Below are 17,465 nucleotides of genomic sequence, written 5' to 3'. Positions count from 1 at the left end.
ATATACATTGATTTTTTTAAACCTTTGCAGAAAAAAATGAAAAAGACAAATCCGCTCTGGCTGCTGACCCTTCTTGTAATGCTTCCACAGTTCGTAGAAACCATTTACAGCCCGGTCCTGCCCATAGTTCAGGAGCTATTTAAAGTGAAAGAAGAATCTGTGACGCTTACCATAAGTTTATACTTTATAGCATTTGCTTGGGGAGTTGCATTTTGGGGAGTTCAGTGTGACAGAATAGGAAGGAAGAAATCATTGGAATATGGGCTTATTACTTATGGAATTGGAACTTTAGCTGCTGTTTTCGCCCCTAATTTCACCATTCTTCTGATCGCCAGAATTACTGCTGCGTTCGGAATTTCGGTGGGTTCTATTGTGACACAGACTATTTTACGCGATTCATATGATAAAGACCACATCAGCAAAGTATTTTCCTGGATCGGAATAGGTTTATCCATCAGCCCTATTATCGGGATGATCACAGGATCCCTACTTGTTTCTACCGCGGGATATCAAGGGGTATTTATCACTTTATATCTGCTAGCGGTCTTATTTTTCTTCATCTCCAGAAGAAACGTTTCCGAAACCCTGCATTCCAAAAAAGAAGTTAATTTCAGTACTTTGATCAACCTGTTGAAGAGAATGCTTAAAGACCATGAGATCATCAGATCCTGTTTACTGGTTATGAGTTTTAACGTTCTGCTGTTTTCCTATTATTCACTGGCACCTTTTATTTTCAAAGCGCAGCATTATTCATCATATGCTTTTGGATACAGCAGTATTGTACTGGCAGTGGGAACTTTTGCAGGGGCGCAGCTTAACAGATTTTTGCTTTTAAAGAGCCATTCGCCAAAAACTTTAGTAATTTCAAGCACCCTGGGATCATTTATTGCTTCTTTTTTGGTCTGGATTTTATCAGATCACGGCCTGTACTTTTTAATTCCTTATTTTTTTATCGTCATGGCATTCAGTATTGCCATTCCGAATGTCCTAAGCACAGCACTCATAAAGTACAGGAATGAAACAGGAAGTGCCGGCGCTTTGCTGGGGCTCATTTATTATATATTGATAGGGTCAGGATTGGTCAGTATAGGCTGGATTCAAAATCTGGGAATTTCATGTCTGCTTTTTTCTGGAACCGGAGTGATTTCTCTTCTGCTGTTTCATCAAAAAAATAAACGACTACCCGGGAATTGAGACCGCCTTTATAGCCATGAACCTTTATTTTATAAAATCATATAAAGCTTTAAAAAATTTGGGATAAACCTCGATATGGGGAAGATGGCCTACATTTTCAAGTTCCACCAGTTGTGAACCGGCAATTTCATGTTGTGTTTTCTTCCCCAGCTCCTGGTACTGTCCCATTTTCGGCTGAAGTTCTTTAGGGGCCCGATCTTTTCCTATAGCTGTCCTGTCTCTTGTACCAATGATTAGTAAAGTCGGAGTCTTTATATTTTTAAATTCGTAGCAGACCGGCTGATTATAAATCATATCCGAAGTCAAGGCTGCATCCCATGCTACCTGGGGATAATCTTTATGAAGAGTCCATCCCGCAATTAAGTCGAGCCAGGGCTGGTATTCATCTTTCCATTGGTTATCATAATAAAACTTTAATTGGTAGTTTTTATAGGTTTCCGCCGTATTTTTCAGCTCTGCCTGATAAGCCTGGTCTATGGTTTGATACGCTGCAAAGGTTTTATAATCTTCGAGCCCGATTGGATTTTCCAGGATCAGTTTCTGAACTTTTTCAGGATAAAGCAGCGTCAATCTGGTAGCCACCATCCCGCCCATAGAATGTCCCAGCACAATGGTTTTATCGATCTTCAGCTCATCCAGGACAGCTTTGGTATTTTCTGCCAGCTGTGAAAAGGAAAACTGGTAAGCCTGGGGTTTAGAAGATTTTCCAAATCCGATCTGATCCGGAATGATCACTCTAAAGCCTTTAGCTGACAAATCCTCAGCCGTTTTCTTCCAATACGCTCCATTAAAATTTTTCCCATGGAGGAGCATGATTGTTTTCCCGTTTGATTTCTGAGGATGTACATCCATATATGCCATCTTCAGATCGTTATGCTGAGATGGCAAGCTGATAAAATGAACTGCATAAGGATATTGGTATTCTGAAAGCACAGCATCTAAAGGTTTCACCTGAGAAAACAGTACGGCTGGAGCAGCCATTAGTACCATCCCGGCAACTCTATTTCTGAAATATTTCATGAAACTACATTTTTAAAGCATTAAAATTAAAAAAACCACTCCAAAAGAAGCGGTTTTTAACTGTTTTTTTATTTCAATATTATATTTTTAAGACCATTCTGCTACGGGAACTTTCTTTTCCTTTTTAGACGGTAAGTTCATCAGGACAATCGCAAACAGGATCAGAATAATTCCGCCCCATTGGATCAAAAGCACTTTTTCACCCAATAAAACAAAAGCCATCGTTACGGAAACCGGAAGTTCCAGTGATGAAACAATACTTCCCAGTCCCAGCCCTGCATTCGGAAAGCCAATATTAAATAAGACAGGCGGAATGATGGTTCCAAACAGGGCCAGCACAAATCCGTATGTCCAGAATATTGAGTAATTAAATGGATGAATATGTTCCGTATTTTCTGTAAAGTTTAAGTATAATGATTTTAAGCCATCAAAATACATCGGTCCTATCTGGGCAAAGAATAGGAATGCAAAAACCACAATGGAACCACCCGCCAGCATGATGATACTCTTTCTGAAAACCGGCAGATGTGTAGCCAGGGTATTTGACGTAAACATGGTCAGTGTATACGAAGCTGCCGCCATCAGTCCCCAGAAGACTCCATGCCAGTCCAGTTCTATGTCCATATTAATAAGATTCGTCGCCAGCACTGTTCCCAGCAATACAATAACCACAGAAATTACTTTTCTTGCGTTGGGCAGTTTTTTGGTAAGAATACTTTCCACCACCACACTGAACCATACAGACTGCATCAGCAATACGATTGCAATGGAAACGTTGATATACTGTACCGCGATATAATAGAATAAACTTGTTCCTCCCAACGAAGTTCCTGCAAGGATCAGCATTCTGACTTCCTTAGAACTTGGCAGTGATAATTTCTGCTTTGAGGTTAGGGTCTGAATAAAATTAAGGATCAAAAGTCCCGTCAACCCTAATACGAATTGGGAGGTAGTCACCTCAGAGGTTGTAAAACCATCATGATAAGCCATTTTCACAAAAGTGGCCAACATACCATATATACTAGCTCCAATTCCTACAAATAAAACACCTTTTAGTATATTTTTCTTCTTCATAATTTTTTTAACAGCCTGCAAAGTTACGATATATAAATTAAAACCTGCAGGGGCATTGCCTTAATAGATAAATAAAATCGCCGCAAGCTCTGCTTGCGGCGATTTCTGAAATTGATTATATAAGTTCGTTATTTTTTAACAATTACTTTTGAAGAAGCTTCCATACCAAGTCCTTTCACTTTTACCATATACGTTCCATTGACCAGGTTGCTTGTAGAAATCGCTTTTTTATTCTCCGGTGAGATCTTATCTTCAGAAGAAACCAGTTTACCTGACATATCATAAAGCTCTACACTCACTTTTCCAAGGGTATTGCTTGGGAAATTAATATAAAACTCATCTTTAGCAGGGTTGGGATAGATAGAAATCTTGTTTTCTTTAACAGATTTCACTTCATTGGTAGCCAACATACATTCTGCCGGTACGGTGAAGTCCTGTACCTGATCGTTGATATTGGTTTTTGATCCTGCTGAAGCATTCAAGCCTAATCCTCTTTTTGCAAAAACATTCCAGATCATACATTTATCCTGCCCCTGAGTGGTTGCTGCATCTGCAGTTAGCAATGCATTTCTTCCATCAATAAATGTAGGGTTACAACCCTGAAGTTTTAAGGCATCGGTAACCAATTGCAGTACTCTTGTACTTCCATTAGTCGCATTAGCCAATACATCGGATGAGTACCCATATTTTTCTACGTATTTCCAGTGAAGATCCCATAACATGGTAGCCCAAACAAATCCGATAGAGTGAACGTCAGGCACTATGGCAGTTCCATTGTTATACTCCATTCCGTTGGTATTTCCGTACGTGAAACTATTGATCGTAAAATCAGGCGAATATTTAGCAGGTCTGATTCCTACTCCAGTGATCTGCTGACCCATTACATACGTTCCCACTCCTCTAGGTACCGAAGCATTATCACCAGGCTTATTCGTCAACATTAAAGCAAAGAAATCCGACCATCCTTCACCCATTTGTTCTTTATCAGCCCCTGAGTTCAAACAGTTATATCCTGTACCGGTCAGTCTGTTGGATATTCCGTGCCCGTACTCATGAGTTACAATTCCATTATCAAAACTTCCGTCCGGAGTGATACTTGTTGCCGGATCATTTTTCAATGTAACATTTACTGTGGTACTAGCAGCCAGCTGGCTTTTGATATATTCTCCTTCAGCATTGGTGATCAATACGGTAGAAATTGTAATAGTAGGATCTGTTCCGGTCATGTTAGCCAATGTAGAACCATTCACAGCATTGTTATAAACAATTGCAGCTGTAGCTCCGGCATCCTGGAGATTTTTTGTTTTAATAACAAAAGCACACGTTCCTCTTTCAACCAGACCTATTTTTCCTGTAAGAGCGCCTGCAGGTAAAGCTGTGCAGCCGTCTAAAACAGGAGATAGCTGTACATTTCCGGTAACACCTGCCGCATTAAGTGCATTACCAAAATCAGCAGTTCCTATACCCGGTTGACGGGTTACAGCCGCACTTGGAGCATTGTAAAAGAATTTTCTATTGACAGGAGACCACAGATACATCTGCATTCTCGGGTTATAATTATCCGGTGGAGAAGCGAAGTTAGCATTATTCGTTCCACCGCCGTCTTGCGCTTCTGCGTATACTGAATCATCATCTAACCCTCCTTTTCCAAAGTTATTCTGCTGAAAGTTCTTGGCAGACTCTGTAAATCCAAACTGATAGAAGACATCATGAATCCTATTGTTTAGGTAAAACAGATTGGTAATGGCTGCATTTTGATTTGATGCAGGCGTTCCGTTGATACTAAAAGGGAAATTAAAGTTTCTGGATGCTCCTCCATCTGCTGTATTGCCTATGGCATTCGTTCCGGCGGTATCTTCGTAAGTATATACGTTATTTCCTCTTGTGTATGTATAATGATTGGTTCCGTCAGAATGCCATCCTTCCGGTGAAGCGGCAAGAATCCAAGGATTTGTAATAACAGATCTTGACCCAAATGTTGCCGATTCAATAGGCATTGGGAAAACATTATACGAAGCATTATCTGGTGCAAAGAATAAGAAACTGCTTTGTCCAGACTGATTTACCGGTCCAATAGCCAAATTTCCTAATTGTTCAGAATGGTCATGCCCAACCTCTGATCCATAAGCATCAGGGTGGAAATTACATGAAAGTGTTAAGTTATTTTTCTCAAGAATCTTTCCGTTGTTTGCATCTACTAAAATATTCCAGTAATTTGAAGTTTTTGGCTCCATCAGGATATATTCATAGGCTAACCGTAAATTCCCTTGTCCATCATTTGCATACACCAATCTTTGGTTTGCTGATGCCGCTTTATTTTCACTTTTCTCTAAGAATTCCTGAATAGTAAAATGAGCAATCTCAGGATTCTTTAAGTCATCTGCAATCTTTTGCAACGCTGCTGCTTTATTGATGACGGCAGTACTTGAGGTAGGTGCAGAATAATCTTTTATAAAATTATCCGTATAATAAACAATTCTATTATCCTTAATAAGGGCAGTTCCTACAGAACTATGCACAGGCAGACCATTATAGGTTTGTAGGAACTTCACGACATTCCCTCCCAATGATTTTGACTGATCTACATTATCTACAATAAAATTGTTAAGGTCAGACTTTTTATATTCCCTTGTTTTATTTTGAGAAATATAATCTTTAATCAGCCTTTCATTATCTTGTCCAAACAAAAAAGCCGGAAATGCCGAAAATACAGCAAATAAAATAGGTAGAGTTTTATTTTTCATATCCATTATTAAAGTCGCTAATCTACAAATAATTAATATATTAAAATAACTTTTATTCATTATTTCAATAAAATAAAATAATAAAAATAAATTTTCAAACCGGCACATCCATTGTATATTTTTCAATAAAGAGAAGCGTCAGCAGGCAGGATTGCTCCAAGCTTCTTTTGACAGGCATTTTTCAATACTTTATCAGGATTATAATTTTTACAGAATAAGAGCTACAATAGAAAAAACCATCTTACCGGCAGTTGTATTTTTTATAATTTTCCGCCCGTATTGGCTGTAAAAAATATCATTTTGCAGATCTATTGTCCACAAGGCTATAAAAAAAGCCGCTCAAAGAGCGGCTCAATATTGATAAAAATGGTGTTAAGGATTATTTACCTTCTTCCATTTTTCTTTTTAATTCTGCTAATGCATCGATATCTCCAAGAGTAGATCTTTCTTCGTTGTTTGAAGAAGAAGATACGTTTCTAGAAGAAGATTCTTTTACGTTTTTCTTCTCTTCATCTCTGAAGATACCTGTGTGAGATACTACTACTCTCTTGAATTCTTTGTTGAATTCGATTACTTTGAATTCAGCATCTTCACCTTTTTTGATTTTAGATCCATCTTCTTTCTCTAATAATCTTGAAGGGCAGAAAGCTTCTACTTCAGCATCTTCGAATTGTACAGAAGCTCCTTTATCGTGAACTTCTACCGCTTTACCAGCGTGGATAGTTCCTTCAGCATATTTAGTTTCGAATTTATCCCATGGGTTTTCAGTCAATTGCTTGTGACCTAGAGATAATCTTCTAGCCTGAATATCTAATTCAAGAACTACAACGTCTAATTTATCACCTACTGCACAGAACTCAGACGGGTGCTTGATTTTCTTAGTCCAAGAAAGATCAGAGATGTAGATTAATCCGTCGATACCTTCTTCTAACTCTACGAATACACCAAAGTTAGTGAAGTTTCTTACTGTTCCTACATGCTGAGATCCTACCGGATACTTCGCTTCGATATTTTCCCAAGGATCTTTAGATAATTGCTTGATACCAAGAGAAATTTTTCTTTCTTCTCTGTCTAAAGTTAATACTTCAGCTTCTACTTCATCACCTACTTTTACAAAGTCACCAGCAGATCTTAAGTGAGTAGACCAAGACATTTCAGAAACGTGGATTAATCCTTCTACCCCTGGAGCGATTTCTACGAATGCACCATAGTCAGCAAGAACTACTACTTTTCCTTTTACTTTGTCACCTACTTTTAAGTCAGCAGAAAGAGCATCCCAAGGATGAGCTTCTAACTGCTTCATACCTAACTGGATTCTTGTTTTCTCATCATCAAAGTCAAGGATTACAACTTTAACAGTTTGTCCGTCCTCAAGGATTTCAGATGGGTGGTTCACTCTAGACCAAGAAAGGTCTGTAATGTGGATCAATCCATCAACACCTCCTAAGTCAATGAATACACCGTAAGAAGTAATATTCTTAACAGTACCTTCAAGAACCTGGCCTTTTTCAAGCTGAGCGATGATTTCTTTTTTCTGACCTTCGATATCTGCTTCGATCAATGCTTTGTGAGATACTACTACGTTTTTGAACTCAGGGTTGATTTTCACAACTTTGAACTCCATAGTTTTTCCTACGAACTGATCGTAATCTTTAATTGGCTTAACGTCAATTTGAGAACCAGGTAAGAATGCTTCGATTCCGTGAACGTCAACGATCATACCTCCTTTAGTTCTGGATTTAACAAAACCGTTAACGATTTCACCAGTTTCGTGAAGTTCGTTTACTTTATCCCAAGCTTTAAGCGTTCTTGCTTTTCTGTGAGATAACTGTAACTGACCAGTTTTGTCTTCTCTCTTGTCCACCATTACTTCTACCTCATCACCTACTTTCAGGCCTTGGTTGTAACGGAATTCATTTAGAGAGATAACACCTTCAGATTTGAAGTTGATGTCTACGATAGCTTCTTTGTCAGTTAATCTTACTACTTTACCAATTAGAACGTCGTTATCGTCTAAGTTGTTTAAAGATCCGTTGTAGATTTCTTCTAAATCGCTTTTTTCTTTTCTCGCATCTGCATCAAGACCTGATTCGAATGAATCCCAATCAAATTGTTCCGGTGCTACGTTTTGGTTTAATAAAACCTCTGCTGAATTTGTCTCTTTTGACATTTTCTAATAAAATTTGTATTCCTTCTTTTTTAGCGGTCTGAATAAATGTGAATCTAAAAAATACGGAAGTAATTAATTTTTAATAATTTACCTTTCAAACCTTTCACACAAAAAGTGGGTGCAAAGATATGAATTTTATTTAAGATAAGCAATAGTTTTTTATTTCCGGGAGATCTTATTAAGTAATTGAATATCAGTATTTATGGAAGAACCAAGAGCCAAGACACAAGACATGAGATTAGAAATAGAAACTAAAACTTTAAACCGCTCAACCAGCACAACCAACTTCCTCATACCCTCACTCTCAACCCCGCCTAAATTCACTACCTTTGCACCATGGAACTACAATCAATCTATCAGAAACTGCAGATTCAGGATATGAATCAAATGCAGAAATCTACCTATAAAGCTACAGAAAACAAACAAGATGTTGTTTTGCTCTCACCTACAGGCTCAGGGAAAACACTTGCTTTTTTATTTCCGGTTCTTAGAAACCTGAAAAAAGATACTACAGGAATTCAGACATTGATTTTAGTTCCGGCAAGAGAATTAGCTTTACAGATTGAACAGGTTTTCAAAGCAATGGGAACAGATTTTAAGGTTTCTGTCTGCTACGGAGGTCATGACAAAAAAATTGAGGTCAACAATTTAATTGAAGCTCCTGCAGTTTTAATAGGAACTCCGGGAAGGGTTGTTTACCACTTAAGAAATAATAATTTTGATCCGAAAACAATTCAGACTTTAGTTTTAGATGAGTTTGACAAGGCTTTAGAACTAGGCTTCCATGAAGATATGGAATTCATCTCGAATTCTTTGAAAGGCCTGTCACAACGCATCCTGACTTCTGCAACAGCAATGGATGAAATTCCAAAATTTACAGGATTAAAAAATGAAAAGCTCGTTGATTTTCTAAAATTAAGCGAAGTAAAACCGGATATTCAATTGCGAAAAGTAATGACCATTTCTGAAGAAAAGCTGGATACGCTTTTTAATCTGATCTGTAAAATTGGAAACAAAAGAACACTGATTTTCTGCAATCACCGTGAAGCAGTTGACAGAATCTCTGAACTCTTACGCGAAAAAGGAATCGACAGAGAAACTTTTCATGGCGGAATGGAACAAGATGAAAGAGAACGTGCTTTATTGAAGTTCCGAAATGATTCCGCAAGAATTTTAATTACGACAGATCTGGCATCAAGAGGTTTAGATGTTCCCGAAGTTGAATCCATCGTTCATTATCAATTGCCTCCCAAAGAAGATGCTTTTATTCACAGAAACGGCCGTACTGCCAGGATGAACGCAAAAGGTTTTGCTTACCTGATCATGACTGCGGAAGAAAATTTTCCATTCATCAAAAACAACACCCCGGAAGAAAGTGTTACAGGATTCAATAAAATTCCTGAGAAGACCCCTTTCCAAACCATTTATATCAGTGCCGGAAAAAAGGATAAAGTAAATAAGGTTGACATTGTTGGCTACTTGCTTAAAAAAGGAGAATTACAAAAAGAAGATGTGGGGGCTATCGAAGTGAAAGATACCACATCATACGTTGCAGTGGCCAGAAATAAAGTGAATGCTGTTTTAAGAAAGCTTCAGCATGAAAAGCTGAAAGGCAAAAAGGTAAAAATGGAGGTTGCTTATTAAAAACTCAGGACTCAATTTATAAACCACAAAAGTCACAAAAGCAGTTAAACACTTTAGTGATTTTAAGAGCCAAGATCGACGCGTAAAAGTTCACGTAAGTTTCTTGAAAATCTTTGATTTTCTTCTTTATATTAACTTTGTGCATGATGCTTTTAAACGTATTTAATTGTATCAGAATGAAAAGCAAAATGGAGGTTGCTTATTAAAAAACTCAGGACTCAATTTATAAACCACAAAAGTCACAAAAGCAGTTAAACACTTTAGTGATTTTAAGAGCCAAGATCGACGCGTAAAAGTTCACGTAAGTTTCTTGAAAATCTTTGATTTTCTTCTTTATATTAACTTTGTGCATGATGCTTTTAAACGTATTTAATTGTATCAGAATGAAAAGCAAAATGGAGGTTGCTTATTAAAAAACTCAGGAATCAATTTATAAACCACAAAAGTCACAAAAGTTAAACACTTTAGTGATTTTAAGAGCCAAGATTTGCGCATAAAAGTTCACATAAGTTTCTTGAAAATCTTTGATTTTCTTCTTAATATATACTTTGTGCATGATGCTTTTAAACGTATTTAATTGTACCAGAATGAAAAGCAAAATGGAGGTTGCTTATTAAAAACTCAGGAATCAATTTATAAACCACAAAAGTCACAAAAGTTAAACACTTTAGTGATTTTAAGAGCCAAGATCGACGCGTAAAAGTTCACATAAGTTTCTTGAAAATCTTTGATTTTCTTCTTAATATATACTTTGTGCATGATGCTTTTAAACGTATTTAATTGTACCAAAATGAAAAGCAAAATGGAGGTTGCTTATTAAAAACTCAGGACTCAATTTATAAACCACAAAAGTCACAAAAGTTAAACACTTTAGTGATTTTAAGAGCCAAGATTTCCACGTAAAAGTTCACTTAAGTTTCTTGAAAATCTTTGATTTTCTTCTTTATATTAGCCTTGTACATGATGCTTTTAAACGTACTTAATTGTATCAGAATGAAAAGCAAAAAAGCAAAATGGAGGTTGCTTATTAAAAACTCAGGACTCAATTTATTAACCACAAAAGTCACAAAAGTTAAATACTTTAGTGATTTTAAGAGCCAAGATTTGCGCATAAAAGGTCACATAAGTTTCTTGAAAATCTTTGATTTTCTTCTTAATATATACTTTGTGCAGGATGATTTTAAATGTACTTAAGTGTTTCGATATAAAAAACTTTGTGACTGTTGGGGTAAAAAATAGTTATAGCTGCAACTACTTTATCCCTCTCACTTTTGTCGGAAAAGTATAAACAGACCTTGAAGCTGTAATGAATAAAACATCATTATTTTTTCCGCCAAAGGTTACATTGGAGGTCCATTTTTCAGGAATCTGAATATGATAGATCTTCTTACCGTCACGGTTAAAAATATGAACTCCGTTTCCTGTCAGATAAAGGTTACCGTGTTTATCCAAAACCATCCCATCTGATCCCATTTCACAAAACAGTTTTTTCTCGGATAATTTTCCATCACCCAGGATATCATAAACATATGTTTTTCCGGCATCAATATCGGAAAGGTATAATTTTTTCAATTTCTCACTGCCCACAATTCCATTGGGCTGTGTAAAAGTTTCCAGCTTCATGGTTTTCCCATCTTTGCTTCTGTAATAAAGACTTTTGTGCAGTAATTCCTGTTTAAAATCTATCCAGTAGTCTCTTTCGTACAAAGGATCTGTAAAGTACATCCCTCCCACTGCATCATTCCAGACATCATTAGGGCCATTCAATCTCTTTCCTTCAAATCCTTTTACAATCACCTCTACTTTTTTATCTTTCGATATTTTCCAGATCTCTCCCTGATCATCTGAACAGGTAATCAAATAGCCGTCTTTATCAAAGTGGGTCCCGTTTGCCCTTCCCGTTTTATTTAAAAATTCAATGATCTGGTTGGTCTTCCAGTCCCAATAATAGATCTTATCATTAGGCTGGTCTGTAAAATATACGTTTCCTTCCTCATCTGCTGACGGGCCTTCTGTAAAACTAAACTTATCCGAAACTTTTTCCGGCTGTACACCTTCATAAAACATTTTACTATAATTTGCTGATTGGCAGTTTACCAATGCGAAAACCAAACCAATCAGTCCTATTTTACAGATATTCTTCATATTCCATTTTTAAGCCTGCAATTTACAACATGAGCAATAGGTTTCAAAGTTATTTTATCAATTTGATCCATTAAACTTTTACAAACACAATGTCCTAATTGTCCTATTTTTGAAGTGGATCATATTAGGAGTAAAAGCATATAATCCGGAGCTTTGCAGAAGCAGGATCAGTCATTTTTTTTCATCTGAAAAAACAGCCCGAAAAATAATCCTGACCTTGCATTAATATCATTATAATACTTTTATAGCATACAGCATGAGTGCAGATTCCAACCATATCAAATCTTTAGAAATTGAAAATGAAGATTTTAGAAATTCAGTAGGAACAATGGATGAAACCGGAAAAAGGAAATGGATATTCCCCCGGAAACCCAAAGGAAAATATACCAATTACAGGGATTATACCAGCTATTTTCTGCTTGCCTTATTTTTCGGACTCCCTTTTGTGAAGATCAATAACAATCCTTTTCTGCTAATCAATGTTATTGACAGAAGGTTTTTCATTTTGGGACAGCCATTTTACCTTCAGGATTTCTTTATCCTTGCGCTGGGAGCAGTAACTTCAGTAATCTTTGTCATGCTGTTTACAGTGGTTTTCGGGAGAATATTCTGCGGATGGCTGTGTCCTCAAACGCTTTTTATGGAAATGGTCTTCCGCAAAATCGAATATTGGATCGAAGGGGACCGGAACAAACAAATGAAACTTGACCGACAGGAATGGGATGCTGAAAAAATCAGAAAAAGACTCACCAAATGGTCCGTATTTCTTTTTATTTCCCTGGTCATCTCCCATTTTATGTTCATGTATATTGTGGGCTATGAAGAGCTTTTCCGCATTATGAGTGAAGGCCCGGCAGAACACTCACTGAAGTTTATCTCCATGATATTTTTTACAATGACCTTCTATTTTGTCTTTGCATGGCTTCGTGAGCAGGTATGTACTTTAGTTTGCCCTTACGGAAGACTTCAGGGTGTACTGATAGACAAACAGACCATCAATGTTTACTATGATTTTAAAAGAGGAGAAAACCGTTCAAAATGGAGAAATAATGAAGACAGAAAATCTACCGGAAAAGGAGACTGTATCGACTGCAACCAATGTGTGGTAGTCTGCCCCACCGGAATTGACATCAGAAACGGCCAGCAGCTGGAATGCGTAAACTGTACGGCCTGTATTGATGCCTGTGACGAGGTCATGGACAAAGTGGGGCTTCCTAAAGGGCTGATTCGTTATGCTACGGAAGCCGAAATTGAAAATCAGGAAAAATTCAAATTCACATCCAGAATGAAGGCTACTACTGTCTTCCTCGCCTTACTGATCGGGTTCCTTGGATTTTTAATGTATGACAGAGGGTCTATGGAAGCCAAATTCATCAAACCTGCCGGCTCTACATTTTTTATTAAAAACGGAAAAATCACCAACTCTTTTATTTATACGCTTCTTAACAAATCCAATGAGAAAAAGACCTTAACCATTAAGGTGATCAGTCCTTCCAATGCAGAGATTACCTATTTCGGATCTGAAAAAATCATTTTAAAAGGAGATGAAATCCTGAAAGGAAATATCAATATCACTTTCCCTGAAGAAGATATTAAGTTTTCAAAACAAAACATGGTGATCGGTGTTTTTGATGAGAAAGGGAAATTGATAGACTCTTTTGAAACTACTTTTGAGGGGCCATTTAAGCTGGCATTGTAGAAGGATGGCAGCAGGTGACAGGAAATGGATTGCATGTAACAGGGATTAGAAAAAACCACTTCTCACTTAACACCAAAGCTTTGAGTAAATAAGTGACAACCGGCAACTTTAATCCCTGAACTTTGAACCTTAAACTTCCAGCTCAATGTCAAGCCTTGTATTTTTTTATAAACTGCGTAGGGGTCATTCCGGAGTTTTTCCGGAAGACTCTTGCAAAGTAGGAATATTCTTCGTAGCCTAATCTAAAAGCGACTTCAACAAGGCTTTCGCCGAGGTACATCAGCATTCTCTTTGCTTCCAAAACAACTCTTTCTGTAATCACATCGGTTGCCGTTTTCTGAACCACAGTCTGCGTTATCCTGTTCAAATGCTTAGGAGAAATTCCTAATGAGGAAGCATAATAAGAAATCGATTTATGCTCCGTAAAATGCTGTTCCACCAGACTTTCAAACTCCTGATAATGTTTAAAATAGGAAAGTCCTGCTGAAGAAGCCATCGTGTCAAAATCCTTTGAAAACAATCTTGTTGCATTGATAAAGACCTGAGACATCAAGGAAAGCATAAACCCTTCTTTCATAATATTTTTAGACCGGTACTCTTTTCCCAGTTCCTGAAATAAAGTAATATTTTTCTGCAGCTCCGAGGCATCAAGCTGAAGTTTCCTCGGAAATGATACGGAACCGAAAAATGGAAAGTTCCTCAGTTTTTGATTCACATAATGCATCTCATAAAACTCCTGTGAACAAAAGAAAATATATCCTTCAATATCCACCGAAAGTTCCCAGCTATGAACCTGTCCCGGGGATAAAAAGAAAAAACTTCCTGTAGAGACCTCATGCTTTTGAAAATCGATCTCATGCACACCTGTTCCTCCGGTAAAAAGCACAGCTGCATAAAAATCATGCCGGTGCGGTTTTTCTATATGCCGGTGTCCCACAACCAGGTGATCTTTCATGGTATTGAAATAAAAGTCTGAAGCAGTCCTTCCAGCCTGGAAAAGATCAATATGAAGAACGGAAATAGAATTCATCACCTATTATTTAGAGAAAACGGATTGATTATTGATAAAAGTACTATAAATAAGGACAAGCTGCAAGTCTCCAATAAAAAAGGACCGGAAAAACCCAGTCCTTATCGTAAAAAATTTAACGATTGATTATTTGATAACCAATTTGCTGTTATATATTCCTTCTGAAGTGTCTGATCACCTACACTCTTTAGGTATATTTCATTGGATTCTTTCATATTACCGCCTGCACTTTGATCCCCCAAGCCGCCGCCTGAACGGCTCATCCCTGAATTCCGGGCTTCCTATATGCAGGTTTTCAGAAAACGTTCTGTCATACCCTCTACGGCTCCGGAATGGTGATTTCACTATGCCGTACCGATTTGTTTTTCACCAAATTACACAAAAAAAAGCAAACACAAGTATTTTTTTCACAATATCATGAATAAAATATTTATTTTATCATAAAGTATAAACCTGCAGACACTTTGAAAGATATATTTGGATGAAACTTTAAAAAATATTTATCTTTGAAGCTTAGGAGCTGTAAAATGAAAATAAATTTACCTGACAAACTGTATTATTCCATAGGAGAAGTTGCTAAAGCATTCGATGTAAACACTTCATTAATACGGTATTGGGAGCAGGAATTTCCTATTATCAAACCTAAAAAGAACAGAAAAGGCAACCGGTACTTTACTCCTGAAGACATTAAGAATTTACAGATGATCTATCATCTGGTCAAAGAAAAAGGCTACACCTTAGATGGAGCGCGTGTTGCTTTAACCACCAACAGCAAAATTTCCGAAACCATTACTATTATCGACCGGCTTGAGTTTGTGAAAGCAGAGCTCATCAAGCTAAAAGAGTCTTTGGGAGAAAGAGATTCTGAGTAATTTCACCGCTAAACAAATCTATGACCGGAGGCAGATAAAGTTTGCTCCCTGAAATATTGATTCTGTACTATCATTAGCCCATTTTTTATTCAGATGATTGACCGAGGTATAAGTCCCGGAGCTCTACAGCATTCATAAAATTCAAACTCCTTTTTATACTTGTTCATTAGTTCCTTTTGCTTTGCGTGCGGAATTATGATTATCAAGATTCTTTTATACAAAATCTTTTGAAGTGGTCATCATTCCTGGGTATAGCCCCGCTGTTTTTGTAAAGTCTTTAGCTTTTCCATCATGATTTTTTATTCATTACCACAACTCTAAAAATTCAGCCCTTTTATTCTATCCCTGAACATAATCCGAAGATTTATTTATTGTTGTTCTGTTTTCTAATAAAAAAACAGAACAATTTTTACAACACAAAACCCTCGCAAAAGCAAGGGTTTTCTTTTATTTTGGTACATATTCATTTTCAGAATTTTTCAATTTTTCTTCTTCAAAATCCTTTTGTATCTTCCTGTTATTTTCTATTTTCTGCCAGTCCTTACTATAATTCCAATATCTAATATCATCAATATTATACTTAGCATCACTGTTATTAGCGCTTGAAGATCTCTGTTTAAGATAATAATTTCTTATTCTTTTTGATATATCTTTCATATCATATGAATTAGTATAGTTTGGGCCGATCCAACTTAACAAAAAAGAGTCTTGTTCTTTTATTCCAAGATAACAAGTTGCATTATAATACCAATTGTAATTTTTGTCCGGCATTCTTTGCTTGTTAATAGGATTTTTTGCAATTATGAAAACTGCAATTTTTTTATAATCCGGACTGTACAGAATGGTGTCTACTATTATTTGAGTAGATGCATCATATTCTTCAGATAGTATGTATATTGTTCTTCAAATGCAAGGCTTTGTAAAAAATTTCTTGATGATTTTTTACAAAGCCTTGCATTTGAAGAACAATATACATACTATCTGAAGAATATTTTTCTTTATTTACTATATTACTGCTCACAAATTCTTTAGGAGTTTCCTTGTAAACTTAAACTTATACCATCCGTAAATATATTGTAAATAAAAGAATAGTAATACTAAGATTACAAGAATTACAACAATAATTATTTTCTTTTTCATTCTTCTGATATTTAATGTTGACAGGTTATGCAAATCCACGAAGAACCATTCCATTGATATGTACCTTCTTGCAATTTACTAATATCGTTTAAAAAAGTAAGAATTGAGTGATCCGTACTTGATCCTGTATTTGTATATGTGTCCTTATCACTCATTCCTTGCTCTTGCTCATTTGCAAGCCCACCCCATTCCTTTAATATTACTATCATCTTCGTGGATAAATTGTTGGGTTTTGATATTTGGATCAACTTTTAAGCTGCCTCCCTGGAATGGATCAAAATCTGCAACTAAAGTTATTTTTATTTGTTTTTGTTGTTCTTTTGGAAGAGTAGAAATATATTCTTTAAGAGCTTCCACATATCCTTTTCCATATGCACCACCCATACTATGGGTAATGATTTTTATAGTTTCTACAATTGCCCCAGTAGTTTCATCTCGTGCTAAATTTTTAATGATTTCTGCAGCATCTTTTTGGCCTTGTGCAAAACCTGAATTGATTCTATTTGTAGCTGAAGTGTTTGCGTTCTTTGCAGCAAAAAGAGTATTTGCCCATCCTCCCATTGCTCCATCAACATATTTACGATTATAATCACCTAGTTGTTTACTTACAGCTACATCAAATCTATCATACATTGGCATCGGCTGACCTCCTGCAACTGTCATATATCCTCTAAATCTGCCCTGCCAATATTCAGGTGATCCGTCTGAACCTCCATGTTGACCATTAATAAAA

General features: G+C 36.6%; 12 protein-coding genes. 4 read left to right on the top strand and 8 right to left on the bottom strand.

The genetic code is table 11. From position 1 onward, the window contains the following. Nucleotides 1-36 precede the first annotated feature (36 nt). Nucleotides 37-1,194, top strand: coding sequence for an MFS transporter (locus MUW56_RS17725; protein ID WP_292014429.1), 1,158 nt, complete (start codon nucleotides 37-39; stop codon nucleotides 1,192-1,194). Nucleotides 1,195-1,218: 24 nt separating this feature from the next. Here MUW56_RS17725 and MUW56_RS17720 read toward each other — a convergent pair whose 3' ends face one another. The 4 genes from MUW56_RS17720 to rpsA all read right to left on the bottom strand — a co-directional run bounded on the left by MUW56_RS17720 (nucleotide 1,219) and on the right by rpsA (nucleotide 8,202). Beyond that, entirely contained in the window at nucleotides 1,219-2,214 is a 996-nt protein-coding gene (locus MUW56_RS17720) for an alpha/beta hydrolase (RefSeq protein ID WP_292014428.1), read from the bottom strand. Between the two features lie 87 nt (nucleotides 2,215-2,301). Then, nucleotides 2,302-3,288, bottom strand: a complete 987-nt coding sequence (locus MUW56_RS17715; protein WP_292014427.1) for a DMT family transporter — start codon at nucleotides 3,286-3,288, stop codon at nucleotides 2,302-2,304. Between the two features lie 128 nt (nucleotides 3,289-3,416). Then, nucleotides 3,417-6,032 carry a T9SS-dependent M36 family metallopeptidase gene (locus tag MUW56_RS17710; protein ID WP_292014426.1) on the bottom strand — a complete coding sequence of 872 codons (2,616 nt, stop codon included), beginning with the start codon at nucleotides 6,030-6,032 and terminating at the stop codon, nucleotides 3,417-3,419. 379 nt (nucleotides 6,033-6,411) lie between these two features. Then, nucleotides 6,412-8,202, bottom strand: coding sequence for a 30S ribosomal protein S1 (gene rpsA, locus MUW56_RS17705; protein ID WP_292014425.1), 1,791 nt, complete (start codon nucleotides 8,200-8,202; stop codon nucleotides 6,412-6,414). A gap of 336 nt (nucleotides 8,203-8,538) precedes the next feature. Here rpsA and MUW56_RS17700 point away from each other — a divergent pair, with 336 nt between their 5' ends. Then, nucleotides 8,539-9,846, top strand: a complete 1,308-nt coding sequence (locus MUW56_RS17700) for a DEAD/DEAH box helicase (RefSeq protein WP_292014424.1) — start codon at nucleotides 8,539-8,541, stop codon at nucleotides 9,844-9,846. Nucleotides 9,847-11,097: 1,251 nt separating this feature from the next. Here the strand turns inward: MUW56_RS17700 and MUW56_RS17695 are convergent. Continuing rightward, nucleotides 11,098-11,991: an SMP-30/gluconolactonase/LRE family protein gene (locus tag MUW56_RS17695; protein ID WP_292014423.1), complete on the bottom strand. Its 894-nt coding sequence runs from the start codon at nucleotides 11,989-11,991 to the stop codon at nucleotides 11,098-11,100. A gap of 256 nt (nucleotides 11,992-12,247) precedes the next feature. Here MUW56_RS17695 and ccoG point away from each other — a divergent pair, with 256 nt between their 5' ends. Next, the gene (gene ccoG / locus MUW56_RS17690) at nucleotides 12,248-13,690 is read left to right on the top strand and encodes a cytochrome c oxidase accessory protein CcoG (RefSeq protein WP_292014422.1); all 1,443 of its coding nucleotides are present in this window, start codon (nucleotides 12,248-12,250) and stop codon (nucleotides 13,688-13,690) included. A 148-nt stretch (nucleotides 13,691-13,838) separates the two neighbouring features. Here ccoG and MUW56_RS17685 read toward each other — a convergent pair whose 3' ends face one another. Next, a complete protein-coding gene (locus MUW56_RS17685; protein ID WP_292014421.1) occupies nucleotides 13,839-14,720 on the bottom strand; it encodes a helix-turn-helix transcriptional regulator in 882 nt (293 codons plus the stop codon). Nucleotides 14,721-15,247: 527 nt separating this feature from the next. Between MUW56_RS17685 and MUW56_RS17680 the strand changes: the two genes are divergently transcribed. Continuing rightward, the gene (locus MUW56_RS17680) at nucleotides 15,248-15,592 is read left to right on the top strand and encodes a MerR family transcriptional regulator (protein WP_292014420.1); all 345 of its coding nucleotides are present in this window, start codon (nucleotides 15,248-15,250) and stop codon (nucleotides 15,590-15,592) included. Nucleotides 15,593-16,039: 447 nt separating this feature from the next. Here MUW56_RS17680 and MUW56_RS17675 read toward each other — a convergent pair whose 3' ends face one another. Then, the gene (locus MUW56_RS17675) at nucleotides 16,040-16,363 is read right to left on the bottom strand and encodes a hypothetical protein (RefSeq protein WP_292014419.1); all 324 of its coding nucleotides are present in this window, start codon (nucleotides 16,361-16,363) and stop codon (nucleotides 16,040-16,042) included. 537 nt (nucleotides 16,364-16,900) lie between these two features. Next, complete coding sequence (locus MUW56_RS17670; RefSeq protein ID WP_292014418.1) at nucleotides 16,901-17,395, bottom strand: hypothetical protein; 495 nt, start codon at nucleotides 17,393-17,395, stop codon at nucleotides 16,901-16,903. Nucleotides 17,396-17,465: the final 70 nt, after the last annotated feature.

This window comes from Chryseobacterium sp. (assembly GCF_022869225.1).
In the GTDB taxonomy this organism is placed as follows: Bacteria; Bacteroidota; Bacteroidia; order Flavobacteriales; family Weeksellaceae; genus Chryseobacterium.
The sequence above is the reverse complement of the archived record's forward strand: the minus strand, read 5'-3'. Positions and strand labels throughout refer to the sequence as shown.